The sequence below is a fragment of the Streptomyces sp. NTD91 genome, from assembly GCF_059510455.1.
Map to the genome: position 1 here is coordinate 118,380 of NZ_JCAJZW010000010.1, position 26,355 is coordinate 144,734.

21 protein-coding genes and 4 pseudogenes are annotated in these 26,355 nt (G+C 69.2%); 20 read left to right on the forward strand and 5 right to left on the reverse strand.

Features of this window, described 5'->3' with window-relative positions; all coding sequences use genetic code 11:
• Window positions 1-179: 179 nt before the first annotated feature.
• From AC5WRT_RS14120 to ctaF, 9 genes are all read left to right on the forward strand, one after another.
• The gene (locus AC5WRT_RS14120) at window positions 180-767 is read left to right on the forward strand and encodes a proton-conducting transporter transmembrane domain-containing protein (protein ID WP_496100267.1); all 588 of its coding nucleotides are present in this window, start codon (window positions 180-182) and stop codon (window positions 765-767) included.
• 256 nt (window positions 768-1,023) lie between these two features.
• The gene (locus AC5WRT_RS14125; protein ID WP_496100268.1) at window positions 1,024-1,920 is read left to right on the forward strand and encodes a DMT family transporter; all 897 of its coding nucleotides are present in this window, start codon (window positions 1,024-1,026) and stop codon (window positions 1,918-1,920) included.
• A gap of 550 nt (window positions 1,921-2,470) precedes the next feature.
• Entirely contained in the window at window positions 2,471-3,112 is a 642-nt protein-coding gene (locus AC5WRT_RS14130; RefSeq protein WP_496095237.1) for an FAD-binding oxidoreductase, read from the forward strand.
• On the forward strand, window positions 3,028-4,230 hold the full coding sequence (locus AC5WRT_RS14135) for an FAD-binding oxidoreductase (RefSeq protein WP_496100269.1): 1,203 nt from the start codon (window positions 3,028-3,030) through the stop codon (window positions 4,228-4,230). The genes AC5WRT_RS14130 and AC5WRT_RS14135 overlap by 85 nt, the downstream gene beginning before the upstream one ends.
• Complete coding sequence (locus tag AC5WRT_RS14140; protein ID WP_496095318.1) at window positions 4,209-5,561, forward strand: (Fe-S)-binding protein; 1,353 nt, start codon at window positions 4,209-4,211, stop codon at window positions 5,559-5,561. Before AC5WRT_RS14135 ends, AC5WRT_RS14140 begins: the two co-directional genes overlap by 22 nt.
• A 222-nt stretch (window positions 5,562-5,783) precedes the next feature.
• On the forward strand, window positions 5,784-6,431 hold the full coding sequence (locus AC5WRT_RS14145; RefSeq protein ID WP_496095235.1) for an ATP-dependent DNA ligase: 648 nt from the start codon (window positions 5,784-5,786) through the stop codon (window positions 6,429-6,431).
• Between the two features lie 151 nt (window positions 6,432-6,582).
• Window positions 6,583-6,822 carry a hypothetical protein gene (locus AC5WRT_RS14150; protein WP_496095234.1) on the forward strand — a complete coding sequence of 80 codons (240 nt, stop codon included), beginning with the start codon at window positions 6,583-6,585 and terminating at the stop codon, window positions 6,820-6,822.
• 134 nt (window positions 6,823-6,956) lie between these two features.
• The gene (gene ctaD / locus AC5WRT_RS14155) at window positions 6,957-8,675 is read left to right on the forward strand and encodes an aa3-type cytochrome oxidase subunit I (protein ID WP_496095233.1); all 1,719 of its coding nucleotides are present in this window, start codon (window positions 6,957-6,959) and stop codon (window positions 8,673-8,675) included.
• Window positions 8,672-9,064 carry an aa3-type cytochrome oxidase subunit IV gene (gene ctaF / locus AC5WRT_RS14160; protein ID WP_496095232.1) on the forward strand — a complete coding sequence of 131 codons (393 nt, stop codon included), beginning with the start codon at window positions 8,672-8,674 and terminating at the stop codon, window positions 9,062-9,064. The genes ctaD and ctaF overlap by 4 nt, the downstream gene beginning before the upstream one ends.
• 15 nt (window positions 9,065-9,079) lie before the next feature.
• Here the strand turns inward: ctaF and qcrB are convergent, their stop codons facing one another.
• Window positions 9,080-10,723, reverse strand: a complete 1,644-nt coding sequence (gene qcrB, locus AC5WRT_RS14165) for a cytochrome bc1 complex cytochrome b subunit (protein WP_496095317.1) — start codon at window positions 10,721-10,723, stop codon at window positions 9,080-9,082.
• A gap of 200 nt (window positions 10,724-10,923) precedes the next feature.
• Between qcrB and AC5WRT_RS14170 the strand changes: the two genes are divergently transcribed.
• The gene (locus AC5WRT_RS14170; RefSeq protein ID WP_496095231.1) at window positions 10,924-11,532 is read left to right on the forward strand and encodes a hemerythrin domain-containing protein; all 609 of its coding nucleotides are present in this window, start codon (window positions 10,924-10,926) and stop codon (window positions 11,530-11,532) included.
• Between the two features lie 309 nt (window positions 11,533-11,841).
• On the opposite strand, the pseudogene AC5WRT_RS14175 reads toward AC5WRT_RS14170, so the two are convergent.
• Window positions 11,842-12,600: pseudogene (locus AC5WRT_RS14175) on the reverse strand (B12-binding domain-containing radical SAM protein); the annotation flags it as partial.
• Window positions 12,601-13,014: 414 nt separating this feature from the next.
• Between AC5WRT_RS14175 and AC5WRT_RS14180 the strand changes: the two are divergent.
• The 5 genes and pseudogenes from AC5WRT_RS14180 to AC5WRT_RS14200 form a co-directional block, all read left to right on the forward strand.
• Window positions 13,015-13,581 (forward strand): annotated as a pseudogene (locus tag AC5WRT_RS14180) (sigma-70 family RNA polymerase sigma factor); the annotation flags it as partial.
• Between the two features lie 583 nt (window positions 13,582-14,164).
• Window positions 14,165-14,522 (forward strand): annotated as a pseudogene (locus AC5WRT_RS14185) (thiamine pyrophosphate-binding protein); the annotation flags it as partial.
• A gap of 364 nt (window positions 14,523-14,886) precedes the next feature.
• Window positions 14,887-15,330, forward strand: a complete 444-nt coding sequence (locus tag AC5WRT_RS14190) for a globin domain-containing protein (RefSeq protein ID WP_496100270.1) — start codon at window positions 14,887-14,889, stop codon at window positions 15,328-15,330.
• A gap of 9 nt (window positions 15,331-15,339) precedes the next feature.
• The gene (locus AC5WRT_RS14195; protein ID WP_496100271.1) at window positions 15,340-16,542 is read left to right on the forward strand and encodes a globin domain-containing protein; all 1,203 of its coding nucleotides are present in this window, start codon (window positions 15,340-15,342) and stop codon (window positions 16,540-16,542) included.
• A 950-nt stretch (window positions 16,543-17,492) separates the two neighbouring features.
• On the forward strand, window positions 17,493-17,789 hold the full coding sequence (locus tag AC5WRT_RS14200) for an alpha-amylase inhibitor (protein ID WP_496095228.1): 297 nt from the start codon (window positions 17,493-17,495) through the stop codon (window positions 17,787-17,789).
• A gap of 54 nt (window positions 17,790-17,843) precedes the next feature.
• Here AC5WRT_RS14200 and AC5WRT_RS14205 read toward each other — a convergent pair whose 3' ends face one another.
• From AC5WRT_RS14205 to AC5WRT_RS14215, 3 genes are all read right to left on the reverse strand, one after another.
• Window positions 17,844-18,098, reverse strand: coding sequence for a hypothetical protein (locus tag AC5WRT_RS14205; RefSeq protein ID WP_496095227.1), 255 nt, complete (start codon window positions 18,096-18,098; stop codon window positions 17,844-17,846).
• Between the two features lie 302 nt (window positions 18,099-18,400).
• On the reverse strand, window positions 18,401-19,639 hold the full coding sequence (locus tag AC5WRT_RS14210) for a M23 family metallopeptidase (protein ID WP_496095226.1): 1,239 nt from the start codon (window positions 19,637-19,639) through the stop codon (window positions 18,401-18,403).
• A 554-nt stretch (window positions 19,640-20,193) separates the two neighbouring features.
• Window positions 20,194-21,063 carry a trypsin-like serine peptidase gene (locus AC5WRT_RS14215; RefSeq protein WP_496100272.1) on the reverse strand — a complete coding sequence of 290 codons (870 nt, stop codon included), beginning with the start codon at window positions 21,061-21,063 and terminating at the stop codon, window positions 20,194-20,196.
• A gap of 92 nt (window positions 21,064-21,155) precedes the next feature.
• On the opposite strand from AC5WRT_RS14215, the pseudogene AC5WRT_RS14220 reads away from it, so the two are divergent.
• The 5 genes and pseudogenes from AC5WRT_RS14220 to AC5WRT_RS14240 all read left to right on the forward strand — a co-directional run.
• A pseudogene (locus AC5WRT_RS14220) lies at window positions 21,156-21,346 on the forward strand (IS30 family transposase); the annotation flags it as partial.
• A gap of 649 nt (window positions 21,347-21,995) precedes the next feature.
• Window positions 21,996-23,057 carry an alpha/beta hydrolase gene (locus AC5WRT_RS14225; RefSeq protein WP_496098099.1) on the forward strand — a complete coding sequence of 354 codons (1,062 nt, stop codon included), beginning with the start codon at window positions 21,996-21,998 and terminating at the stop codon, window positions 23,055-23,057.
• Window positions 23,058-23,359: 302 nt separating this feature from the next.
• Window positions 23,360-23,779, forward strand: coding sequence for a recombinase zinc beta ribbon domain-containing protein (locus AC5WRT_RS14230; protein ID WP_496098100.1), 420 nt, complete (start codon window positions 23,360-23,362; stop codon window positions 23,777-23,779).
• The gene (locus tag AC5WRT_RS14235) at window positions 23,776-25,380 is read left to right on the forward strand and encodes an amino acid permease (RefSeq protein ID WP_496098101.1); all 1,605 of its coding nucleotides are present in this window, start codon (window positions 23,776-23,778) and stop codon (window positions 25,378-25,380) included. The genes AC5WRT_RS14230 and AC5WRT_RS14235 overlap by 4 nt, the downstream gene beginning before the upstream one ends.
• A 62-nt stretch (window positions 25,381-25,442) precedes the next feature.
• Complete coding sequence (locus AC5WRT_RS14240; RefSeq protein ID WP_496098102.1) at window positions 25,443-26,354, forward strand: urea amidolyase associated protein UAAP1; 912 nt, start codon at window positions 25,443-25,445, stop codon at window positions 26,352-26,354.
• Window position 26,355 lies beyond the last annotated feature (1 nt).

The window sequence follows — 26,355 nt, forward strand, 5'->3', positions numbered from 1 at the left end:
CGGGTCCGGTAGCCCTACGGCGTAGCGCTGGTGAGCCCGGGTGTGCGCCCGGCGAGCTCGTGCAGAGTGGGCAGGGAGCCATCGGGCTCCTGATCGTCGATCCCGAACCCGCCCCCTCCTGCGGGCGGCTGCCCCTGGTGGGTCACCCCCGACGCCTTCCGGCTCGCCACGCACACGCCATGACCCCGGCCCCGGTCTGCGTGCTGTTCTCCCGAGCCAGGGTCGAACCGGGCCTGTACGGGGCAGCCCGGGTGTACCGGGTCGTCTTCGACGGGCCCCTCCCCCACCACGACATCCGGCGCACCTTCCTCGTCCTGCGCACGGTGGCCCTCGTCCTGGGCACGGTGGCGCCCGTGGTGGGCGCCCTGAGGCGCTTCGCCCAGCACCGCCTCAAGCGCCTGCTCGTCCACTCGACCACGGCGCACGTCAGCCTCTTCACCCTGGCTCTTCACCCTGGCTTCGCCACGACGGATGCGGACGGTACGACCGGCGCCGCGCTGCACATGGCCGGACACGACGGGTCAAGGCGGCCCTGTTCCTCCTTGTCGGCACCCTGCTGGCCCGACACGACGACGTCGACGAGCTCACCCTGTACGGCCGCGGCAGACGGGACCGCTGAACGCCCGGCCCTGCAGTGCTGCGGCCCTCGGACTCGCCGGCCTGCCCCCGTTCGGTACCGGGCTGGGCAAGGCGAGGGTCAGCCAGCCGGAACCGGGAACTCGCCCAGGCAGCAGACACCGGCTCCTCCGGGAGAGGCACGGCACTGATGTCGTATTCGCAGCAAGCAGCGGGAACGGGCATGGGCGGCACCACTGCACACCAGGCCGGCGGTGAGGGAACCGGGACCTCCCTCGCTCCCGGATTCGTACGTCTTCTGCGCGCCGGTGACGGTTCCCCGGGCGGCGGAGATCAACACGCTGTGCCGTGCGGGTGGGCGTCGCGGCACCCTGCCCTGCGTCCGGGGCCTGGTGCGCTCATCGGTTGGCTCGTCGGTTCCATCCAGGCGGTATCGTGCTTAGCCCCGTGCTGGCCGTGCTGGCGGCCGCTGCCAACGCCCTGTCTTCCGTCCTGCAGCGCAAGGCTGCCCGGGACCAGCCGGCGGAAGAGAACTTGAGCCTGCGCCTGATATGGCACCTGTTGCATCGCCGAGTGTGGCTGGGCGGGATTCTCTCGATCATGGCGGCCTTCCCCCTGCAGGCCGCGGCTCTGGATGCCGGCCAGATCTCCCTCGTGCAGCCGTTGCTGTCCCTGGAACTGCCGACGGCGCTGATCCTCTCGAACTTCCTCCTGGGAGGCCGGCTGGGCCGACGTGAGTGGGTCGCATCGGCGGTCATGGCAGCGGGCGTGGCGGGCCTGCTCATCGCGTTGTCGCCCCAAGGCGGGAACGCGTCGTCGGTGTCGTGGCTCGGGTGGCTGATCGGCTGTGGCATCAACGTCGCAGTGATCGTGGCCGGTGTGCTCTGGGCGCGCGGGGTGTCGGGTTCGCGCCGGGCAGCCATCCTGGGCGCCGCCACCGGGTGCGCCTTTGCCCTGACCGCCGCACTGATGAAGGCGATGACCATCGCCTTTTCCCATGGCCTGGTCGCTCTGTTCGCAGGCTGGCAGTTGTGGGCCATGATCGCGGCTGGTGCGGGAGCGATGTTCCTGCTGCAGTCGGCGATGCACGCGGGCCGACTGCTGGCCACCCAGCCCGGGCTGACCATGGCCGATCCGGTGGTCGCCATCCTGTGGGGCACGCTCGTATTCGGCGAGACCGTGCGCGGCGGACTGTTCATCCTGCTGGCGGTCGCTGCCGCCGCAGCGGCAGCGGCAGCGGTGATGGTCCTGTCACGTTCCCCGCTTCTGGGCGGCGAAGCCGGCCACCGTGAGGACGCCGACGTGGACGAGGACGCCCGAACAGCACGCGAGAAGAACGAATAAGGTGATCGGTGCCCGTCCCGCCGCCGGGCAGCGCCGCCCCCGGACCAGCAGACCACCAGCAGGCCAATGGGGGGGCCTTTCGTCCACAAGGCCGGTCGGGTGATCGTCCGTACCCTGCGGTTGCGACCCCGTGCAGCCCACCGGCGTCCCCTCTTCGAGGCCTTTGCCTGCCGAGCACGCCCCTGTGCGGTTCAGGTCTCCGTCGCCCTGCTGGGAGCCGCGCGGCCGGGTCGGCCGGGTTCCGGTGGAGGCCCGACCGACCCGGCCGGCCATACCTCGGCGCGCCCCCGGGCGTGCCTCCGAGCTGGCGCAACCGGGACACGGGCAACGGCCCGGCGGTGGCACAGGCCGGCCCTGCCTGTTCTCCCGCCGACCACCAGAGCAGGAAACGAGGACGTCGTCGCGCTACGCACTGCCCGCGTTCGAGCTGGTGCCTGGTCGGGGCCCGGCGCGAGTGCGCAAACCCCCATGGCCGGGCGATTCGGCCTACCACGGTTACTCATGATGCAGGTGTGTTTCCTCCCGTTCTGTCCGGGCTACTCGGGGCGGTATGACCGGTACGAACGTGGGGTCGGGCGGCCTTGCCTCCCGGTGGGCGCAGACCCTGCCACTTGCCCGGGATCTGCGTCGCGCGGTCGCGGCGGAGGTGAGGTTCACTCCCGGTGACGGCGCCCTGTACGCCCATGACGCGTCGGTGTTCCGCCAGGTACCCCTTGGGGTCGTCATCCCACGGCATGTGAAGGACGTGCTTGCGGGGCTGGATGTGTGCCGCCGTCACGGTGTGCCGGTGCTGGCGCGTGGCTGTGGCACCTCGCTGGCCGGGCAAGGGGTCAACGCGGCCGTAGTCTTCGACTTCTCCATGAACCAGCTGGTCGACCTGAGTCCGCAGGCACGGCTGGCCCGGGTGCAGCCGGGGCTGATCTGTGATCATCTGCGGGACGCGGCCGAGCGGCACCGGCTGACGTTCGGTCCGGACCCGGCCACGCACGACCACGCCACGTTCGGCGGGATGATCGGCAACAACTCCTGCGGCACGCACTCGGTCATGGCCGGCAAGACCGTGGACACATCGTCGAGCTGGAGATCGCCACGTACGACGGTCGCCGGATGCGGGTCGGCCCGACCAGTGACGAGCAGTTGCAGCGCCTCATCGACGGCGGTGGCCGCCGTGGAGCGATCTACGCCGGGCTGAAGCACATCCGGGACACGTATGTGGACGACATCCGCTCCGGTTTCCCGGACATTCCTCGTCGGGTGTCCGGCTACGACCTGGAGCAGCTTCTGCCCGAGAACGGCTTCGACGTCGGTCGGGCACCGGTGGGAAGTGAGGGCACCTGCGCGCTCGTGCTGGAGGCGACGTGCCGTCTCGTGCACTCCCCGCCGGAGCGGACCCTCGTCGTCCTCGGCTATCCGGATATCCCCACGTCCGGCCGGGACGTGGCGTGGCTGATGGGGTTCGAGCCCATCGGGCTGGAGTTCACCAGTCGGCACGTGGTGGACAACCTCCACGCCAAGGGCATGCGGTTCGGCGGCGCGGAGCGCCTTCCCCCGGGTGACGCGTGGTTGTTGGTGGAGTTCGGGGGAGACACCAAGAAGGAGGCGGATGCCCGGGCAGACGACCTGGTGCGTGGCCTGCGGGCGCTGGCGGACGCGCCGAGTCACCGGCTGTACGACCGGCCGGAGGACGAGACCGCCGTATGGGAGATCCGCAGGCACTCGGCCGGCACCTCGCGGATGCCGGTCGGCCTCGGCGGCCACACCGGCTGGCCGAACTGGGAGGACGCCGCGGTGGCCCCGGAGCGGCTGGAGGAATATCTGCGGGACTTCACCGGACTGCTGGACCGCTTCGGCTACGACGGGGTGCTCTTCGGCCATTGGGGGCAGGGTTGTGTGCACTGCCGGATCGATTTCGACCTGCGCACCGCCGAAGGTGTCGGCACTTACCGCAGATTCATGGAGGAGGCCGCCGACCTGGTGGTGCCGTACGGCGGTTCGCTCTCGGGGGAGCACGGCGATGGACACGGCCGGGCCGAGTTGTGGCCGAAGATGTTCAGCCCCCGGCTGATGCGGGCGTTCGCCGAGTTCAAGCAGGTGTGGGACCCCGACGGCCGGATGAACCCTCACAAGCTGATCGATCCCTACCCGCTCGACAGCCACCTGCGGGAAGGCCCCGGCAATCGTCCCGCCCACTTGGAAACCGTCTTCGGGTACCCGCAGGACGGCGGCAGCTTCCACGAGGCCGCCGCTGCTTCGGCGTGGGCAAGTGCCGCCACACCGACGGCGGCGTCATGTGCCCGTCGTTCACGGTGACGCGCGAGGAAAAGCACTCCACTCGCGGGCGCGCCCGGCTGCTGCAGAACATGGCCGAGGCGTCCGGGCCGCTCACCGACCGGTGGCGCGACGACGAGGTGAAGGACGCCCTCGATCTCTGCCTGGCCTGCAAGGGCTGCCGGGGGGACTGCCCCGTCCAGGTCGACATGGCCACGTACAAGGCCGAGTTCTACCACCACTACTACGAAGGCAGACTGCGCCCCCGGGAGGCGTACGCGCTCGGCCTGATCCCGGTGTGGGCACGCCTGGCCGCCCATGCGCCGGGACTCGTCAACGCGCTCACGCATGCCCCGCTGCTCGGCCGGATGCTGAAACTGACCGGCGGGGTGGACCAGCGCCGTGACGTCCCCCGCCTCGCCGCTCGCCCCTTCAGCGACTGGTTCGCCTCCCACACGCCGCGGCATCCGGACGCTCCACCGGTTGTGTTGTGGACGGACACTTTCACCGCCTTCTTCGAACCGCAGATCGCCGTCGCCGCGGTCGAGGTGCTGGAGTCGGCCGGATTCCGGCCTGTCGTCGCGGACCAGCGTCTGTGCTGCGGCCGGCCCTTCTACGACTACGGCATGCTCGTCCCGGCGCGCCGCTACCTGCGCCGGATCCTCACGGACCTGCGGCCGCAGATCGAGGCCGGCATCCCCGTCATCGGGTTGGAGCCCAGCTGCCTGACCGTCTTCCGCGACGAACTGGTCAACCTCTTCCCCGACGACGCGGATGCCCAGCGGCTGAAGGCCCAGAGCTACCTGCTTTCGGAGTTCCTCGTCCGGCACGCACCGGACTGGCCGGTTCCCCAGCTGCACCGCAAGGCGCTGGTACAGCCGCACTGTCACCACCGCACGGTAGCGGGATTCGACGACGAGACCGAGTTGCTGCACCGGATGGGCTTGGACGTCGACATACCCGACGCCGGGTGCTGCGGCATGGCGGGGAGCTTCGGCTACGGGGCGGGCGAGCACTACGACGTCTCGACCGCCGCCGCGGAGCGGGTCCTGTTGCCCACCGTCCGCGACACCGCACCGGACACGCTGATCGTCGCTGACGGCTTCAGCTGCCGCGGCCAGATCCGCAGCGGCAGCGACCGGGAACCCCCGCACCTCGCTCAGCTCCTCCAGCTCGCCATCCGGCACGGCCCGACCGGTCCGCCGCATCCCGCATCCGGCCAAGGAGGCGCGGAAGCCACCGCACGTGGCGCCGCCCGGCGCGCCCTGGTCGGCAGCGGTTTTGCCGCCGACGCCGTCGGCCTGGCGGCGGCAGTCCGCCGTCTCGCCCGGACCGGGCACGGGCTACCGCGACCTGGCGGGCCACTGCAGTGAGGACAGCCGGTCGCATTCCGCGCTCCCTCGACCCGGCCGACACATCGGCATGCACGCGACAATTCACCCACCGACCGTCCTCCGCCCACGGAGGGAGCAGCTCATGGCCAGCGAACGCACCGCCTCCGACGCGCTCGTCGAACGTCTCCTGGAATGGGGCGTCGACACCGTCTTCGGGGGGCCCGGTGGCCGACACGCGTCCCGGGAGTGACGCTGGACACCATGAGCACGCATCCGCCGTTGCCCTCGCCTGGTGCACTGCCGCCGCTGTCACCGATGCTCGCGGTCGTCGGCCCGCCGCCCACGCCGCAGACCGAAGCCGAGTACGCCTACGAGACGCTGTGGAACGGTGCCCGGGTTCTCGCCCACCTGCCCGGCGACGGCACCATGTCTCTGATCTCGGCAACGGGGCTGCACGTCACCGACCAGTACCCGGAGTTGCAGTCACTGGCTTGCGCTCTGCCCGCTCCCCAGGCGGTGTTCGACGGCGAGATCGTCGCCCTGGACACGGAAGGGCGCCCTTCGGTGGAGCGGCTGCAGCAGCGCATGAACCTGCACCACCCGGAAGCGGTCTCGCGCGCAAGGGAAGACCTGCCCGTCCAGCTGATGATCTTCGACGTCCTCTATCTGGGTGAGCCGGCAGTCCACCTTCCCTACACCTCGCGCCGGGACCTGCTGGACGACCTCGCTCTGACACGTCCCGGCATCGCTGTCCCCGCAGCCTGGCCTTCGAGCGCCTCCCAGGCGCTCGAACACTCCCTCCAGGAGGGCTTCGACGGTGTGGTTGCCAAGCGGCTCACCAGCCCCTACCTACCCGGGCGCCGCTCCCGCGACTGGATCAAGATCAAGCACCAGGACACGGACGCATAGGGCCGTTCCGGCACGCACCGTGCAGCGGGCGGTGCGGACCGGCCCATGGCCCGGCAAGTGGTGTCACCGGGCCGGGCGGTCCTTGTCGCGGGCGCCGTCTTGGCTGTGGCTCTCGTCTTCCCTCCCCGCATTCTTCCTCGTCACCACGGCAGTGATCTCCACCTTCCTGCCCGGCCTGCGCACCGTCCCGATGGACGGGGTGCAGCAGCTGATCACCACCGCTCCCAGCCTGGAGGGTGCGTTGCTGGTATGTCTGCTGCCACTGACCGCGGCCGGGCTGCTGACGCTCCTGCCACCGGGCACCTACCCCGGGGACGTGGCGACGGCCCTGGCCTCGACCCGGGAATGCGGTGCGACGGACCGGTCCGAGGATCACCGGGTGGAGCACTGATGCCCTCGGCCAGACGTCAAGCCCGACCCTCGTCGGCCGGGCGACGCGCAGGTTTACGCGGAGTTCCTCGGGGCTAACCCCTCTTGCGTTCGTCACGGATGCCGACTCATCGGTACATCGCACGGAGAGCGCTCATGTCGAAGACGTCCCAGGAGCCGGGACAGGAACAAGACACCAGCTCCAGCCCGCGCGTGCAGACGGGCGACCGGATCAGGGACTACCTGACCACCACCGACCACAAGAAGATCGGGAATCTCTATCTCGTCACGTCGTTCGGGTTCTTCCTGGCCGCCGGGTTGATGGCGATGATGATGCGCGCCGAACTGGCACGTCCCGGGCTTCAGATCATCGACCAGGAGCAGTACAACCAGCTGTTCACGATTCATGGCACGATCATGATGCTGCTCTTCGCGACGCCGACTTTCACCGGTTTCGCAAACGCGGTGATGCCCCTGCAGATCGGTGCCCCGGACGTGGCCTTCCCCCGGCTCAACGCCCTCACCTACTGGCTGTTCCTCTTCGGCGGGCTCACGGTCCTGTCCAGCTTCCTCGTCACCAACGGTCCCGCCGACTTCGGCTGGTTCGCGTACTCCCCGCTGAACGACGCCGTCCACACCCCGGGCCACGGAGGTGATCTGTGGGCGATGGGCCTGGTGCTGTCAGGTGTGAGCACCACGCTGGGCGGCGTCAACTTCATCGCCACGATCGTCTGCCTGCGCTGCCCGGGCATGACGATGTTCCGGATGCCGATCTTCACCTGGAACGTGCTGTTCACCTCCATCCTCGTGCTGCTGGCCTTCCCGGTCTTCACCGCCCTCCTGCTGGCGCTGGTCGCCGACCGCCGGTACGGCGCACACATCTTCGACTCGACCACCGGAGGAGCCCTGCTGTGGCAGCACCTGTTCTGGTGGTTCGGCCATCCGGAGGTGTACATCGTGGCGCTGCCGTTCTTCGGCGTCGTCACCGAGATCATCCCGGTGTTCAGCCGCAAGCCGGTGTTCGGCTACGTCGGCATGATCGGCGCGACCATCGCGATCACCATGCTGTCGGCGACCGTCTGGGCGCATCACATGTTCGCCACGGGCGCGGTCCTGCTGCCGTTCTTCTCCCTGATGTCCTTTCTGATCGCCGTACCCACGGGCGTGAAGTTCTTCAACTGGATCGGCACCATGTGGCAGGGCAGCCTCTCCTTCGAGACACCCATGCTCTGGTCGCTCGGCTTCCTCGTCACCTTTCTGCTCGGCGGGCTCAGCGGCGTCCTCATCGCCTCGCCCCCGCTGGACTTCCACGTCACCGACACCTACTTCATCGTCGCCCACCTGCACTACGTCCTGTTCGGAACGATCGTCTTCGCCATGTTCGGCGGTTTCTACTTCTGGTGGCCGAAGCTGACGGGCCGGATGCTCGACGAACGCCTGGGCAAGATCCAGTTCTGGACGCTGTTCGTCGGATTCCAGACCACGTTCCTGGTGGATCACTGGCTGGGTGAGATGGGGATGCCACGGCGCTACGCCGACTACCTGGCCGCCGACGGCTTCACCACCCTCAACACCGTGTCGTCGATCGGTGCGTTCCTGCTGGGGCTGTCCACCCTGCCGTTCCTCTACAACGTCTGGAAGACCGCCCGGTACGCGCCGAAAGTGGACATGGACGATCCCTGGGGATACGGCCGCTCGCTGGAATGGGCCACCTCCTGTCCTCCGCCCCGGCACAACTTCACGGCGTTGCCCCGGGTCCGGTCCGACTCCCCGGCCTTCGACCTGCACCACCCCGAGCTCATCGAAGAGCTGCCCGAGTCGGCTCGCGGAACCGTGGAACCGACCCCCGACACCCTAGGGACGCAGAGCGAATGAAATCCGAGGCATACCTCTTCGGCGGCGTGGCCGTCTTCTTCCTTCTCACCGATGCCGCCTACATCTACTACGCGCGGGAGCCCGCGGGTATCGCGGCGCTCACCGTCTCGTTTCTCATGGCGTCGGTGATCGCCTTCTTCTCGATGATCAATTATCGGCGCAAGGGCTCGCGTCCCGAGGACCGCGGGGACGCGGAGATCCAGGAGCGCAGTGGCCGCGTCGACTTCTTCCCCCCACACAGCCGGCATCCGGTGGTGACGGCCGTCGGCGCCGCGCTGGTCGCCAACGGCATGGTCTACGGCGATTGGCTCATCCTCATCGGCCTGGGCGTCCTCGGCCTCGGGGTCTTCGGCATGGCGTTCCAGTACAACGGACGCGAGAGCGACTGACGCAGCCGCGTCGGCTCACTCCTCCTCGCTTGCGACGCCGCCCGAGACGGGGTCGGCGGTTCGGCCTCCGATCTGGAGGCGTTCCTCCGCCGTCGCCGGCATCTCGACGCGCTCGCCGTAGTACCAGGAGCTCAGCGACGCCCGGAGCCTGCTCCGCAGCGGCGCCTGGCGTCCTGGGTGCCTCAGCGGGCGGGGGATGTCCCGCACGAGCACTTTGTAGCGCTCCTCACGCCCGATGGGCTCGTGCAGCTCGCTCATCCCCCCTGCCAGGTCCTGGTGGACCTCGCCGGTTTCCTCACCCTCTTCGAGCAGCTGACGATCATGCTTCTGCAGGGCGAGACACACCCGTTTGGTCACGAGGTAAGCGAGGACCGGGAGGACGAACACGGCGATCCGGAAGATCCAGGTCAGCTCGTTCAGGGATACGTCGAACCAGACGGTCATCACGTCGTTGCCTCCCGCCATGAGCAGCACCGCATAGAAGGCGATGGCCCCCACACCGAGCCCGGTACGCGTGGGCTTGTTCCGGGGGCGGTCGCACAGATGGTGCTCCACCATGTCGCCCGTCACCCAACGCTCGAAGCTGGGATACAGGTAGAGCACCGCGAACAGCACAAGCGGCAGCACCACCGCGGGCAGCAGGACGTTCCACATGAAGGTGTGGCCGGCGAAGTTCGTTTCGACGCCGGGCATCAACCGCAGCGCGCCCTCGAGGAATCCCACGTACCAGTCCGGCTGGGCATCGGTGGAGGCCTGGTCGGCCTTGAACGGGCCGAAATCCCAGATGGGGTTGATCTGCGCGAGGGCCCCCATCAGCGCGGTGACACCGGCGACCATCAGCGCCAGCCCGCTGGACTTCACCATGAAGACGGGGAACATCGGCTGACCGATGACGTTGCGGTTGGTCTTCCCCGGTGACGCCCACTGGGTGTGCTTCAAGTACATCACCATGATCAGGTGCACGGTGATCAGGGCGAGGAGCGCGCCGGGGACGAAGAGGACGTGCACGATGTACAAACGCCGGTCGATCGCGGTTCCCGGGTACGGTCCGCCCCAGAGGAAGAAGCTCAGATACGTGCCGACGACCGGGATGGACAGGACGATGGAATTGGCGGTGCGCAGGCCCGTACCGGACAGCAGGTCGTCGGGCAGCGAATAGCCGCAGAAACCCTCCAGCAGGGACAGCAGGAACAGGGTCACTCCGATGATCCAGTTGAACTCCCGCGGCCGGCGGAACGCTCCGGTGAAGAAGATCCGCAGCATATGAACGCCGATGGCCGCCACGAAGAGGAGCGCCGACCAGTGGTGCATCTGCCGCATCAGCAGACCCCCGCGCACGTCGAAGCTCAGGTGGAGCGTCGACTCGTACGCGTGCGACACCAGCAGCCCCCGCAAGGGCCCGTAGGAGCCGGTGTAGGGCACCTCGGCAAGACTCGGATCGAAAAAGAACGTCAGGAAGGAGCCGGTCAGCACCAGGACGATGAAACTGTAGAGCGCGATCTCGCCCAGGAAGAACGACCAGTGATCAGGAAATGCCTTGCGCATCAGCTGATTGGCCAGTTCCGACGCAGGCGATCGCCGGTCGATCGCGATGTACGTGCGGAAGCTCGTCTGTCGCGCCCGTGCCCTCAGCCTCTGCCTGCGTCGCCCCAGCAGCACGCCCACACCCGCTCCTCTGTTCGATACCTCATGCGCGCCGCACCGCCGGCAGGTCGCGCGACGGGCGCAGGAGTACCCGAAGCCCTCGACCGTCAACCAACGGGACAGGCATACGGGCGAGCATGAAACGCCGACATCACGGGAAACCCGCAGTACGGCAGCTACCGGTGACACCGCGGGAGCCGCTCGGAGCCAGGGTCGTGCCACGCCGACCCGCCGAACCGCACGCAGCCTTCAAGGAGAAGCAGTTGGGGAGCGACAGCGGCATCATCGCGGAGCTTGCGGCGGACCACCACAGGATCCAGAGCCTCATCGACCAGGTGCGGGCCGCACCGCCCGGCAGCGACGAACGCAGCGCTGTGGTGGAACAGGTCAGCATCTGCCTGGTGCGCCATCTGACCGCAGAGAAGGAGCGCCTGCACCCCCTGCTCCACCGCTACGTCGTGGACGGCGGCGACTGGACGGACAGCCTCCGCATGGGGGACAGGGACATTGAGCAGACGCTGAAGTCCTTGGGGACCACCCCACCGCGCAGTGAAGAGTATGTGCGTCTGCTGCTGTCCCTCGTCGAGGACGTCACCCGGCACGTGGTCGAGCTCGAACAGCAGGTTTTCCCACGCCTGCAGGCCGTAGGCCCCGATGACGTCCTGCGTGACGCCGGTGCCGCGGCACGCCGCACCGAAGCCGAGGCCCCGACTCGACCGCGCCCCGCAGCGCCCGACTCACCGGTCCTGACAAAATTGACGACCTCCCTCTGGGGGCCCTGGGACCGTTTGCGGGACCGGGTGACGCGCCGCGGCCGCCCCTGACCGCACACCCGGCGTGTGCGTCAGCCGATCGCGGTCGCCGGCCGACGTCCGGCATGTGCTGCCTCGTCGGTTCGGGTCTTGGGCAGAGCGTCCTGTGCCAGTGCGAGCAGAGCGTCACCGGCCAGTACGGCCGGGGTGCGCCGAGCGGGGGATGGCGCACGCCGTTGCACATGCGGCGGCCCTGACCACGGCGTGAATCGGCGCCCGGAACGTTGGCGAGCCCGAGGCGATGACACCAGTGGTGGAGCCTGCCCCGACAAGGTTCGTCCGCACGCGGATCAGCGGTCGCGGTCGGGATCCTTCGCAGGAGCGCCGTTCCACCTCGGCAGCGATGGCGTCGCCGTGCTCGGGCCGGATGAAGGCGACGTCGTCGACGACGAAAAATTCGGCTCCCGGACGCTTGCGAGCTCCTCGGCGACCGCTTCAGGTGATGCCTTGCGGTATCTGCGGCCGTAGAGGGTCCAAGCGGAGCAGGAGGAGCAGGCCCAGGGGCAGCCCCGGGGGGACTCGATCGAAGCGCACGGGTCAACCCGCCGATGACATAGTGGCTGCGGTGGGACATGAGGTCCCGCGCCGGACGCGGACTGTCGATCGAGTGCAGCATGCTCGGGGCAGGCCCCCGCCCGGCGGAGGTGGCGATACCGGGCACGCCGTCCACACCACCGTCACGAACGGCCTGCAAAAGCGGGGCGACGGCCGGCTCGCCCGCACCACGGACCACCGCATCCATGGCACCCTCGGCCTGCTCCAGGACGTCCTCGGCAAGGACACGCCTGCCCGCCGAAGAAGAGGCAACAGCCCGGCACCGTCGCCCTTGATGGCGCGTGCAAGGCCGATGGCCTCGGGGATGCTCGCCAGATAGTCGAGCGAGAAGGCAACCGCCCCGGGCCGGAAAGAAGCCACAGTCCTGTGCAGGGCGTCATGATGGCGCACCTGCAGGGCCACAGCCCGCACCTCGTGCCCCGCATCACGGGCGGCCCCGGCGACACGTTCCGGTCCGAGCGGTTCCGGCCTCAGGAAGATCTCCGACGACATCAGGGCACTGGGATGGACGAGGAGCAGACGCATGAGCACCTCGGACGCGCGCCGGGACGTCTGTGAACCGCCTCGTCCGAGCACCGCGAAACACCGGTCAGCCGTCCGGCCCGCCGTCCGGAGGCAATTCACGACCGTCCAGGTGATCTTTGCATAGGCCAACCGAAGGTGGGGACCCATGCTCCGATGCCCTAGGGCGTGTTTCGAAAGTAGCGTCGCGGACCAGACGGGACTTTCGAAACACGCCCTAGGAAGGCCAGCCCGACTGCGGAGGCTCACATGCCCCTCACCACCCTCCGCCCATCAGCGAAGCCCGAGGCCGGCGGCGCGCTTACATCCGCACGGATCGACGAGCTCGTATCACGCGTCGGTCGGCAGACTTCCGTTCCTCAGCGCAGGGCCGTCCGCGACGAGACCATCCGCACCCTGATGCCCCTCGCCCGCCGGATGGCCTCGAAGTACCGCAACGTCAGCGGCGAGGAGCACGACGACCTCTTCCAAGTGGCCTGCCTTGGCCTGATCAAGGCCGTCGACGGCTACGACCCCGATCAAGGTCACGCCTTCCTCTCCTACGCGGTCCCGACGATCAGCGGCGAGCTGAAACGCCACCTCAGAGACCGAACCGGCCTCGTGCGGCTGCCGCGAGCGCTGCAGGAGGCCAGACGGCAGGTGCGGCGGGCACAGCTGGAACTCGAACAGCAGCACGCCGGGTGTCCGTCCACGCTGGCGGAGGTCGCACGGGCCTGTTCGCTGCCCGAGGACACCGTGGCCCAGGCGATCCGCTCCCAGGGCACCGTGCGATCTCGATCGTTCGACGCGCCCGCGGGAGAATCGGAAGGCTTCCTGCCCGCGCTCGGCGAGGCGCTGGGAGAGCACGATCCCGGAATCGAAGCCGCCGCCGAGCGAGTAGAGCTCATCAAAGCCTTGAAGCAGTTCCCGGAGCGAGAGCGCCGCATCCTGGCGCTCCGCTTCTTCCACGACCAGACGCAGCAGCAGATCGCGTCGACGGTGGGCGTCTCCCAGATGCACGTCTCCCGGCTGCTCACCCGGTGTCTGAACCAGCTGCGAGAGGTGCTCCGGCATCTGGACCCTGCGAGGTCCGCCCAGGAGCACGGCCGGCCCGAGACCGCTTCGGGAACCGCCGCAGACACGCCTGCGGACATCGCTCCCGCCGGCCGGCCGATCGACGCCTGTACGCCGGACATGGCCGTCACCCTCACCAACCCGCCGGCGGTGCGCGAACCGGTGGACGACGACGCCACACACCAACTCGCCGGGGGCGGCCGCGCCGGCCGGGGACGCACCGAACACCTGCACTTCCCAGGCCCCGACAGCAGGGCAGCATCGCTGACCACATCGAGGGCCTGCCTGTGCGAACAGCCGCCCGGGCCGATCGAGCGGACTCCGCGGACCGGGAGTTCGCCGCAGTTCACCCGAGGCCCCACTCCCTGCGCGCCAGAGCCACCTGGACGAACACTTCGCCGACCGGGCAGAGGAGAACCACCGGCTGTTCATCCGGCACCACGGGAGGTCATCCCACTGCGACGGCAAAGGTGCGCGTTCGAGGGAGCGCGACACGACGCTGGTGGCCGACCATGTGCTGCAACGCTTGCGGGAACGGGGGATCGAGAGGGTCCACGGCTGTCCCGGCGACGGGATCAACGGGCCGCTCAGCGCCTTCGACCGGGCGCAGGGCGACCCGGAATCGATCCAGACGCGCCACGAGGAGATGGCCGCGTTCATGGCGTGCGCGCACGCCAAGTCCACCGGCGAGGTGGCCTGCTGCACCGTGACCTCCGGGCCGGGCGCCGTCCACCTGCTCAACGGGCTGTACGACGCGAAGCCGGACCACCAGCCGGTCGTCGCCGCGGTCGGGCAGCAAGAGCGGCAATCCCCCGGCGGGCATCACCAGCAGGAGATCCCCCCTCTCACAGCTGTTCGCAGACGTGTCAGAGACCATCGGCCGACTGCGCGAGATGCCGGGGCCCAGCGCGCGCACAGCAGCGGCCTCGCGACCGGCGCCACCGGATCCGACACCGCCGGCCTGGCCACATCGGGCGGTGAAAGTCGGTAGTCCGGGCGAGGGAAATCTCGTACTTCTCCAGGTACCACCTCAGACGGCACTCCCCATCCCTGCGCATGGGCCGCACACGACCGTCCATCAGAGGCCCCGGCACCGCCCTCGCTTGCGCGACGGACAGGATCAATTCAGCCCATCGGCGCATTCTTGCCAGGATAGCGAAATGGATACAGTGACGTTTTTAACAGATAACGCTTTCATAACGAGCCGCCCGATGCAGCGCGGTACAGTCTGGCGCCATGGCTCTGGACACCGCACTGGTCACACGCAGCTTCGCCGCCGTCGAGCCCTACGGGCCCGATGTCGCCACCTACTTCTACGACCACCTTTTCTCGCACAATCCTGAAGTGCGAGGCCTTTTCGCCGCGCATCTCGACGAGCAGCGCGACCGGCTGTGGACCGCGCTGCGCACCTTGGTTGCCAACCTCGGGAAACCGCAGAATCTGCAGAGCATCCTGGAAGGGCTCGGGCGCCGTCACGCCGCATACGGTGCCTTGCCGGAGCACTATCCCGCCGTCGGCGCCAGCCTCCTCGCCACGCTTGAGCACTTCGCCGGAGACATTTGGGACTCCGCCACCGCGCAGGCGTGGAGCACCCTGTTCGGCATCGTGAGCACCACCATGACCGGCGCCGCGGCGGACACCGCAGCGGGCGGGTCCGCAGACGCCGCCACCGCTGTCTGAGGTCGGCCCATGGCTTTGGACCCCGCACTGCTGCGTGCCAGCCTCTCCGTCGTCGAGCGCCGCGCCGATCACGCCTCCGCCTACTTCTACGCGCACCTGTTCGCCAACAACCCGGACGTGCGGTCCCTCTTCCCGGACGAGATGGCAGAACAGCAGGACCGGCTGTTCGCGGCCCTCACCCAGCTCGTCGTGCTGTTGGATGCCCCTGAGCGCCTCGGCGCCTACCTCGCCGCCCTCGGCCGGGACCACCGGAAGTTCGAGGTCGGGCCCGAGCACTACCCGGCAGTGGGCGCCAGCCTGATCGCCACGCTCCGCGAGTTCTGCGGGCACGCCTGGACGCCGGCGGTCGAGAAGGCGTGGGCCGAGGCGTACTCGGTCATCTCCCAGGCAATGGTCGATGCTGCCGCAGCGGTGCCTCCCACCACGCCGGCATGGTGGGACGCCCGGATCGTCGCGCGGCGGCAACCGCTGCCCGACCTCGTCATTCTCACTCTCGCACCGGACCGGCCCTATCCCTTCGTGCCCGGCCAGTACCTCACTCTCTGCAGTCCACACGCCCCCCGGGTGTGGCGGCCCTTCTCCATCGCCAACGCGCCCCGCCCCGACGGCACTGTGGAGCTGCACGTGCGCAAGGTCCCCAAGGGCACGGTGAGCACCGCCCTGGTCGACCGGACCCACGTCGGTGAGGCACTGCGGCTGGGGCCACCGCTCGGAGACGCCGTCCTGCCTCCCGGCTCACAGCGGCCTCTGCTGGCGGTGGCCGGCGGCTCCGGCTGGGGGCAGACCAAGGCGGTGCTGGAGCAGGTGGCGTACGCCCCGCGCCGCACCGCCGTGTTCCTCGGCGGACGCTGCGGAGGGGACCACTACGACGCGGTCGGCGTACGGCTGTTGATGGAACGTCACACCTGGCTGGAGGTGGTGTCCGTCATCCCCGGCAGACACGCACCCGGATCCGCGGGCGTGCAGATGATGCAGACCGCCATCACGGACCGTGGCAGCTGGGCAGGACACGATGTCCATTTGAGCGGGCCGCCCGACATGGTGCGGCAGGTGGCCGGCCTGCTGCGGTCGCGATGCGGCGTGGCCGGTGAGCTCATCCGCCACGACCCGTTGCCCACGACGTTCTGCCGCAGCAGGCCGACCAGCAGCGCCGAACGGTTCCTGACGGAGCGGGACGTGTGCTGGATCAACCGCACCGAACTCGGCGCCTGACCCAGCCACGACATCAAGGCACGTGCGACGGGCGCCCCTTCGCGCACTGGCCGCAGTGACGTCGACGAGTGCTTCCCGTGCGACGTTGCCCGCAGCGCGGGGCGGCGAGCACGCGGGTCCCGGGAGAAGTCGGATCGCTGCGGCCCGAAGCTGTTGAGCCGCAGGAGACACGGTGCGTTGCCCGTGCGCGAGCGCCTCGGACGGGCGGGTGGGCACCGGGCGGCCTGTCTGCGGGCGTGACCCGCCGAGGGCCCGCCGTTCCTCGGTCGAGGCCTCCGGCGCTGCCACCTCCGCCCTGCCGTGGCCTTGGACGGCGGCAGGCAAGCGCTTCGCCTGCTCGTACGCGTCCGGCACCGCACGGCAGTCGGTCGGCAGAGCCTCGTGCCGTGGCTCGTGCACGAAGTCGTACGCGGCGAGCGCCTCGCCGAAGACGGTGGTCTCCGCTACCGCGCCCGAGGCGCTGTAAACGCAGGGGCAACTTTGTCCCACAGCCCGTCCTGAGCAATCCAGCTCCACGACCCCGGTCCATGCCCAGGCCAACCGACCGCCCACCACACAGGACACGGTCGTGACCCGGCCCGCCTCTTCCGGCCAAGCATCCGGGTGGAGCGCCGTCGGACGGCTTGCACACCGCGGTATCCCGGCCGCCGCCGAGCAGCGCTGACCTGACCGAGGCGGCGCGCGCCGTCCGACCACCGCTGAAATGGTTGAAGGCTCATCATGGTCCACCGGCGCCTCCGGGCCGCGTTCGCGCCGGTGATGGACTCCCCGGGTGGAAAACGCCGGGGTGCCCGAAATCGGGCCGCACTGTTTGCACTCGCTCCCGCCCCTTGAAATCGTCAACTCCCGAAGGCAAAGAACCTTTTTGGGGCGATCTCCTTCACCTGTGCGTACACCCTTCGTTCAGAATGATGAGGACTCCGACAGTGCATAACCGGATGAAATGGGCTATGGTGCCCGCCACAGCCTTCACGATGATGACTCTCCCGCTCGGTCTGACTCAGCCCGCGGAAGCCGAGGACCAGCCACCCGTGTCGGTCCCGGCCTGTGTGACGATGTACGAGAGCTGGCGCTACGTCGATGCCGCCAACAACTGCACGGACACCGTGAGCGTGAGGGTCGTCTACCGGGACGGCGCGACCGGCCTGTGCTCCACGCTCCCGCCGGGCGCGTGGAGCACAGTCGGAGAGGGATACGTCGGCCGGCACGGCCACGCCGACCACCTAGCGGTCTGTGCGCCTTCCTGACACCGATACGGCCGGCGTCCGCCACGACCGGGGTGGCGGCACCGACGAGCGCGTTCATGTGTCACGCCCCGGCATCGCCCCTGTCGCACCGGCAACCGCCGAACGGCCGGAAATCGCTTCTGTCTGCGGCAGGCAGCCAGACGGCAGCTCATCCGCCCGTGGCTCGGTGTACGCGTCCCCGAGCAGCCGGACCAGGTCGGTGCGGACGCCGGAGTACAGGCCGTACAGCCCGCCGCCATCCGTAGCCGCGTCTACTACCGCTGCGAGTTCAAAGAGGAAGAAGCCGCCCTCTGTCCTGACCTGACGCACCGGCGCACCGTCTACCCACGCGAAGACATCGGTGTGCCAGGCCCCGGCCGGTGGATCGCCCGGGCCTTCGCCCCGGGCCGGTTCTCCGCCACCATCGAAGCACTCACCCACGCGAGCGCCGCAGCGACCGCCGCAGAGCCCCAGGCCCCGAGCGCTGACGCGGCGGAGACCAGGATCGCTGATACCACCGCGGTGGCTTTGTGTATTCGAGGGAACACCAGGATGCCTTCTGTTTCGTGAACGGCAAAGGTGTCCGCCCCAGCAACGGGGGCGGTGCCGTGACGGAGTTGTGAACAGCGCGGTTATTGGGTGGGGACGGTTCGACCTCGGTACAGCCCACCGGTCACGCCGATGAACTGGAGATCCAGGCCCGTTCCGTCGCGTTCGGCATGAATGTGAAGATGCGGTTCTGTGCTGCGCCCCGAGTTTCCGACCTCACCGAGGAGTTGGCCGACGCGTACCACATCACCCGCGGTGACGCTGACGGTCCCCGGCCGCAGGTGCGCCAGCACCACGTGCTCATGGCCGGTGTCGATCACCACGTGGTTGCCGTAGAGCGGCCCGTAATGGATGCGGCCGGGGGGTTGGTCGGCTACGCCATCGACAGCAGTGACGACGCCCCCGCTGCACGGGGCCAGGACCGGCTGCCCGTAGGAAAGGTAGGAGTTCGGGTCACGGGAGGGGACGAGGAACCGAAACATGCCGGTATTCGTCCCGTTAGGTCCTGTCTTGACGAGATCTATCGCGCCTCGCTGGGCGGCAGCGGTCCGGTGGTGGTTCAGGAACCTGCCGCCGCCCTGCGCGATGTACCAACCGGGTCCCGTCAGGGGAAAGTGCAAGGGTGTGGACACCGGCTGCCCCCACCGATGGACGCGACCCCGTGCAAGGAAGACCAAGGCGGCGGCGAGCAGGACGATGTGGCTGTAGCCAACCTGATCGAGTCCGCCGTGCCCCACGGGGACGCCCCGGAACACCAGTAGCCACACGAATGTCGCCGCAACTATGCCCAAGACGACGTACGGGAACAAGCGGACCCACCGCGGGAAACATTTCGGAGCGGAGAAGCCGATCAGCAGCAGGCAGCCCAGCAGTGCGCTCACGGCGTAGGACAACCAGGTGAGCATTGTCGGCGCCGTAGCAACACCGATGGACAGGTCCAGCATCGAGTACACCCACATGCCGAACGCGGCGGTGGCCCACACCAGGCGGATCGGAATCCCGCTCGGCCACCGTCGCGGAACACTTGAAGTGTCGATGAGGAGACCAGCCAACCGCCCCTCGCGGTCCAGGCTGCCCCAGGCCGCGACACGGCCCTTGGGTCCGTTGATCGTCATCCCTCTCCGGTAGGCGTACGTCACCTCGGCCTGTTCGGTTCCGATCCTCGTGCGGGTTGCGGCGATGATCCTCTCAAGGCGTGCGGCGCCCACTTCACTGATCAGGTGAGGTGCCTGGCGAGCCCGTTGATCGGCCGGCGCATTGAGGAGTTCCTCCACCGCCCGTGCAACCGCGCGAGTGCGGTGGTATGCGTTCAGATCGTGCACGCGTGCTACCATGGGCCCGGGATGCGGTGTCGATTGCGGGCCACCAACCAGTAGGCGGCCTGAGCCAGGTGCCGGGCAGCAGGAAGGCCCAGGAAACGGCCGACGAGGCGGGCTGTCCGGTTGCCCGTGGCGAACCAGGCCGCGAAGGCCACCGGACCGCTTTCACGGCGGCCGGACAGTGAGCGAACGTCGGCGACATCTGAAACCCGGTCAGTCGCGTGATGTAGTACATCGCAACACCGTCCTGCCACACCTTGCCGGTGATCTTCCAGTACCCGGCGGTGAAGTATAAGTACAGCCGTCTGAAACACGATCAAGTAAGCGGCCGGATTGTGCAGACTCGCCGTACTGTACCCTGTTCGCCGCCCTGAACGCGGCCACCGGCGAGGTCATCAGCCCGCTCCACCGCCGGCACCGCGCGGTGGAGTTCAAGAAGTTCCCGGCCAAGCCCTGCTGACGGCCAAACAGGTACGGCGTGGTGTCCACAAGAACGTCCAGGCGGCACGCTTCGCGGCTACGGCCCTTCGCCGTGAGCGGGTGCGGACGGGCTGGGCTCAGTCCTCGTCCTGGGCACGCCGGTAGAGCTTGGCGATGTCGTCGTCGAAGTACGCGGCGTAGGAGACATCGTCCTGGTCGCCGCCGCCCTCATGGCCGCCCAGGACGCCGATGACGGTGCCGGTGTGGCTCTTGGGGTCGTAGCCGGCGAGCCAGGGACTGCCGCTGGTCCCGTCCGCGAGGCCGGTGCACTGGATGCGCAGCTGGGTGTCGCTGAACTTCGTGGTCCGGTTCCGGCACGAGACGGGGGTGTCACGGCTGGTGGGATACCCGGTGATCTCGACCTTGTTGTGGAAGCCGCGGTCCATACCGAGGGTGTTGCCGCCCAGGACGTCCTGGATGTCCTTGCCGTCCTTCTGGTCGACGACGAGGAAGGCGACGTCGAGGTCCTCGTCCTGCGACTTGGCCCAGCGGTCGTCGACGACCACCTTGCTGACCTTCCACAGGCCGGTGGGTTCGTCGCCGTCGCGGTAGCCGGGGGCGAAGACCAGGTCTTTCAGAGGCTGTCCGGAGTCGGCGTCGAAGGCGCAGTGGGCCGCGGTGATCAGCATGTTCCGGCCCGGACTCCGCACCACGCTCGCCGTGCAGAAGTGGGCGCCCCGGTCGTCCTTCTCGAAGACCGCGCCGATCCGGGCGTTCTCCTCGGTCCTGAGGGGGGTGTACGCGGTGCCGTCCTTGGCCGGGGCCGTCGCGGGGAGGTCCTGGTCCTGGTCCCGCGGGGACCGGCCGGGCTCGCCGGACTTGCCGAAACCGCTGCGCCCGCCGCTTCTGACCGCGTGGGTTTCCCCCGCGGCGTCCCCCACCACTGCGGCTGCCCCGACGATGACCAGCGTCAGGGGCAGGATGAATTTCCTGACTAGCGAGCGCACAAGGTCATTATCGACGCGGGCCGGGAAATCGGGAGGTGCTTCAACAGGAGGCTCCCGTCACAAGCCACCGTCCGGATCGGCACCGGAGGCACCTGGTCGAGCCTGCCACCTGCTACCGCATGCTCCTGCATCCGCCCGGCGACCGCGGCGCCGAAAACGTCCCGGGGCGCGCTGGTCCCCACTCCGACTGTCCCTGACCTGGGCCCAGGGAAGCGAGATGGACGCCCACGGCGCGTTCACCATAGCCACCGGTATCCCGGTCTACTTCTGCCGCCCGGCCACGGGCCGGTTCTGCCGGTCAGTGAGGCGTGGCGGCGCCGGCCGTCGGCGCCGCCTCTGCCGGCGACGGTGGGTCTTTTGCGTTCCCGGAGCAGATCCTCGGTGTCGCTGTACGACCGCCCGTCCCGAACTCGCCGGTTCGGGGTACTCGCGCGCTCGTCGCCGCGGTGTTCGCCCTCGTCACCGCCGCCCTCACCGCCTCGCCGCCGCTGCGCGAACGCACCGACGAGCAGGTGCACGAGGGGAAGACCCCGAACAAGACCCCGAACACGGACGAACCCTACGACGAGTCCCTGGACGGCCCGGGCCCAGGGGCGCCGGCCGAGCGCATCCCGCCGGCCCGGGGCCTTCCGGACACAGACCTGCCGACGGCGCCGCCTCACCGGCCGAGGGCCCTCGGTCACACCTTCTGGCCCGGCCGGAAAGCCCGGCTGCCCGCCTCTGGCCGCGATGCGAGCACCCCGTGCCCCGCAGGCCGCCGTCGCCCGTGGACACCACCCCCTGACGATCACTCGCCCTGTCCTGACCCGTCGGACGGAACCGGTGATCGTCGGGTCCCCTCTAGCCAAGTAGCCGGCATGCGTGGTCGTTGCGGGCGCTACAGCCGGTGGCGCCCGTTTCGCTCTCGCTCAGTGGTCCAGAAAGGTGGTCGTGTGTCTCTCACCGGAACGCCGTTCTTCGTCGCCCTCGTCGTCGCGACGGTCGTGGCGATGGTCGGCACGATCGCCCTGTGGGCCAGGATCCGCGGGCCCAGGCCGGTGCGTTGGCTGGCGCACGCCGTGATGATCGGCCTGTGCCAGCTCACCGCGATCAGCGTCGTGGCCACCTGGATCAACAACAGCTACGGACTGTACGCGTCCTGGGACGATCTCATGGGCAACACGGACAACACCAACGCGGTCGCGATGCCGGGGCCGCCGGTGCAACGCGCGAAGTTCAACCACAGCACCAAGGGCGGTGTCCTGGACACGTACTTCCACGGCCAGAAGTCCGCGCTGTCCGGGCAGGTGCTGGTGTGGAAGCCGCCGCAGTACGACGAGCCGGCCTACAAGAACAAGCGGTTCCCGGTCATCATGCTGCTGCACGGCGTGCCCGGATCCCCGGAGTCCTGGCTGGAGCACGGAGGCATGCCGGGTGCTTTCTCGGACCTGCTGAAGCAGAAGAAGGCGCACCCCTTCATCCTGGTGATGCCCGTGGTCAATCCGGGCAGTGTGGACACCGACTGCACCGACCTACCCAACCGCAAGGTCGCGACCTGGATGTCGGTGGACGTTCCGGACCTGATCAGGCACAAGTTCCGCACACTGCGGGGTGCCGATGGCTGGGGCGTGACGGGCTTCTCGACCGGCGGCTTCTGCGCCGCGAAACTGCCCCTGCAGTACCCGAAGGTCTTCGGTGCGGGCGCCGCTCTCGACCCCGACCCGCTGACCGGCGACGAGTCCGTCCTCCCGGATCCGACCGTGCGCCGGCTCAACAGCCCGACCTACCTGGTGCGGCACACGAAGTCCCACGTCAGTCTGTTCCTCGCCACCTCACGCGAGGACCGTCTCAGCACGCCCTCCTACATCACGCAGTTCCAGGCGGCCGCGGCGTCCTCGCCGGTCACGGTGCGCACGCTGTTCCTGCCGAGCGGCGGCCACAACTACAACACCTGGTCCGCGGAGTACCCGCCGGCGTTTGCCTGGCTCAGCCAGTGGCTCTCCGCCCCGCGCTGACCCCGGCTGCGGGGCATCCCCTGCCCCTCCACCGACGACGTCACCCGCAATCCGCACCGCAAGAAGACCGCATGGCAGCAGGGCGCCGTGCGCGCCATTCTCCTCAACTCCCGCTACACCAGCCACGGGGTCTGGAACAAGCGGCGCAAGGAAGAACGCCTCCTCCGTCGACGACGTCACCCTCGGCCACCGCACCCACATGACCCACAACCCCGTCGAGGAGTGGATCCACTCCGACGAGCCCCGACGAACCCGCCCACGAAGCGGTCGTCAGCCCCGATCTCTTCGATGCCGCCCGCACCGTGCGCCCACAGCGCGCCCGCAACCAGGGGCGGCAGGAGCGCGCCGGGAAGCAGGGCGCGCGCTCCTACGCTCTGCACGGCCGGGTCCGGTGCAGCCTGTGCGGGCGCAAGATGCAGCCCGCCACCATCCGCAGCCGCGTCTACTACCGCTGCGAGTTCGAAGAGGAAGAAACCGCCCTCCATTCCGACCTGACGCACCCGCGCACCGTCGACCTGCGCGAAGACATCGTGTGCCAGGCCCTGGACCGGTGGATCGCCCGTGGGGACACCGCAGAGTGCCGGCATGCGCTCTTCTCCGAGGCGGGCCGACGGATACACGAAGTTAACTTCCCAGACTCGGGTGTGAGACCGGTCCGGCCGACGATCGCAATACCTATCAAGCGACAGGTATCTGTCGACCGATCGGAGGTGCGGCGATGAACCGGCCCGAACTCCCCCTTGCGCAGGATCCTGGCGGCGGTGGCGCGACCGGCCACGCCGTCTTCGGCTACCAGCAGGAACTCCACCGCGGTGTGGGCAGCTTCGCGTCGTTCGCCGCGGGCTTCTCCTTCGTGTCGATCCTCACCACCGTCTTCCAGCTGTTCGGGTTGGGCTTCGGTCTCGGCGGCGCGGCGTTCTTCTGGACCTGGCCGCTGGTCTTCGCGGGCCAGCTGCTCGTCGCGCTGTGTTTCGCCGAACTGGCCGCACGCTGGCCCATATCCGGGGCGATCTACCAGTGGTCGAGCCGACTGGCCGGCACCACGACGGGCTGGTTCGTCGGCTGGATCATGATCATCGGGCAGATGCTCACGGTCGCGGCGGCCGCGATCGCGGCGCAGGCGGTGCTGCCGGGTGTCTGGTCCGGTTTCCAGGTCGTCGGCGGTCCGGGTGCCGATCCGTCGGTCGGTTCCCCGACCGGCGCGCAGAACGCGGTCCTGCTGGGATGCGCTCTGCTGGTGATCACCACGGTGGTGAACATCCTGGGAATCCGCCAGATGGCCGCCGCCACCAGCTTCGGCGTCACGGTCGAGATCGTCGGCGTGCTCGCGCTGGTGCTGATCCTCTTCTTCCTGCCCGAGCGGGGTCCGCAGGTGGTGGCCCACCCCACCGGCTGGGCTGGCCACGGCGGCTACTTCGGGGCCTTCCTCGCGTCCTCACTGATGGCGGCGTACGTGATGGTCGGCTTCGACTCGGCGGGCGAACTGGCGGAGGAGACCCACAGCCCGCGCCGAACCACACCCCGGACCATCCTGCGGGCCCTGACCACCTCGGGTGTCGGCGGCGCGTTGCTGATCCTGTCGGGGCTGACGGCGGCGCGCAGCCTGACCGACGGAAAACTGGCAGCCGGTGGTCTGTCCTGGGTGCTCACCGACCGGCTCGGCGGGGTTCTGGGCCGACTGCTGCTGTGCTGCGTGGCGGTCGCGGTGTTCGCCTGCACCCTGGCCGTGCAGACCTCCGGGGCGCGGATGATGTACTCCATGGCGCGCGAAGGCGCCCTGCCCTTCCACCGGCACCTCGGCAAGGTCTCGGCCCGCACCGGTACACCGATCACCACGTCGATGGTGGTGGGCGTCGGCGCCGCGATCGCGCTTGTGGTCAACATCCGCCAGCCGGCGATCTTCACCGCCCTGTCCAGCCTCTGCATCGCCCTGCTGTACCTGGCCTACCTGGGCGTGACGGTGCCCCTGCTGGTCACCCGGATCCGGCGAAGGGGCAGCGGCGGGCTGCCGGCGGGCGTCGACGAGACCGGCCGGCCGCTGTTCTCGCTGGGCCGGTGGGGAGTGGCGGTCAACACGCTCGCCGTGCTCTACCAGGCCGGTATGACGGTCAATCTGATCTGGCCCCGTGCGGAGATCTACGACCTCACCGGCGGCACGTGGTGGCTGCGGTGGAGTGCCCCGCTGTTCATCGGGCTCAGCCTCGCCGCCGGTGCCGGTTACTTCCTCGCCCGCCGACTGCACCGCGGGATCGAGCTGAGGCACGTACCGCACACGCACTCCGAGCCGCCCCTGGACGCGCAGGCCGTCGCCGAGCCCGCCTGAGGGCCCGTGCGACGCGAGGGCACGCATCGATGACGTACCGACGAAGGGACGACGGGACATCCATGACCACCACCGAGAGCTCGACGGCCGTACCGCAGCAGGGCCGCTACCCGACCGGGCAGGCTCCCGCCCGCGCCCGTGATCTGCACCTGACCGACAGCGTCCGAAGCGCCCGCGCCGACGCCCGCGCCCAGGGCGGGCAGGCCGGCACGTGGATGCCGTACCTTCCGGCGTCGGACAGCCCGTACTGCCCGCCGGCTGTGGACGCGGCCGCCCTGGTCTGGGCGGAGACCGTAGCGCCCGGTGGCTACACGCACAAGGTCCTTGCCCGCGGTACGCGGCTGCGCTTCGACGACCCGACCGGTGACGCCTGCGCCCACCTGCTGCTCTTCAACGCCCTGGAGCCGGTGGAGCGGCTGAACGTCGCCGATACCCAGAAGGTGCCCTGGCAGGCCTATCCGGGCCAGAACCATCCGCTGCTCTCCGGCGACGGCCGGGTCCTGGCCGTGGTCAGCGGCGACTCCTCCGGCCGGCACGACGCCTTCTGCGGCACCACCACCGACGCCTGGAACAAGCGCAAGTACGGTGACGCCCGCCCCGAGGGGCCGTCGCCGTCCGGCCGCGGGCTCTTCCTCAAGGCGGCCGCCAAGCACGGTCTGAGCCGGCGCGACCTGCCGCCCAGCCTGTCCTTCTTCCAGGGCGTGCGCGTCGAACCGGACGGCACCCTGGCCTGGCAGGGCAGCGCAGGGGCGGGCACGCATGTCGAACTCGTCGCGGAGATGCCCCTGCTGGTGCTGGTCGCCAACGTCGCCCACCCGCTGGATCCTCGTCCCGGCTATGTGGTCGGCCCACTGCGGGTGCATGCCTGGCGCGGCGCCCCGACCGGCCGCGACGAGCCGCGGTTCACGGCGACTCCGGAACTGCACCGGGCGTACCTCAACACCGTCGACTACTGCGAAGCCCGGGGGTTGTGAC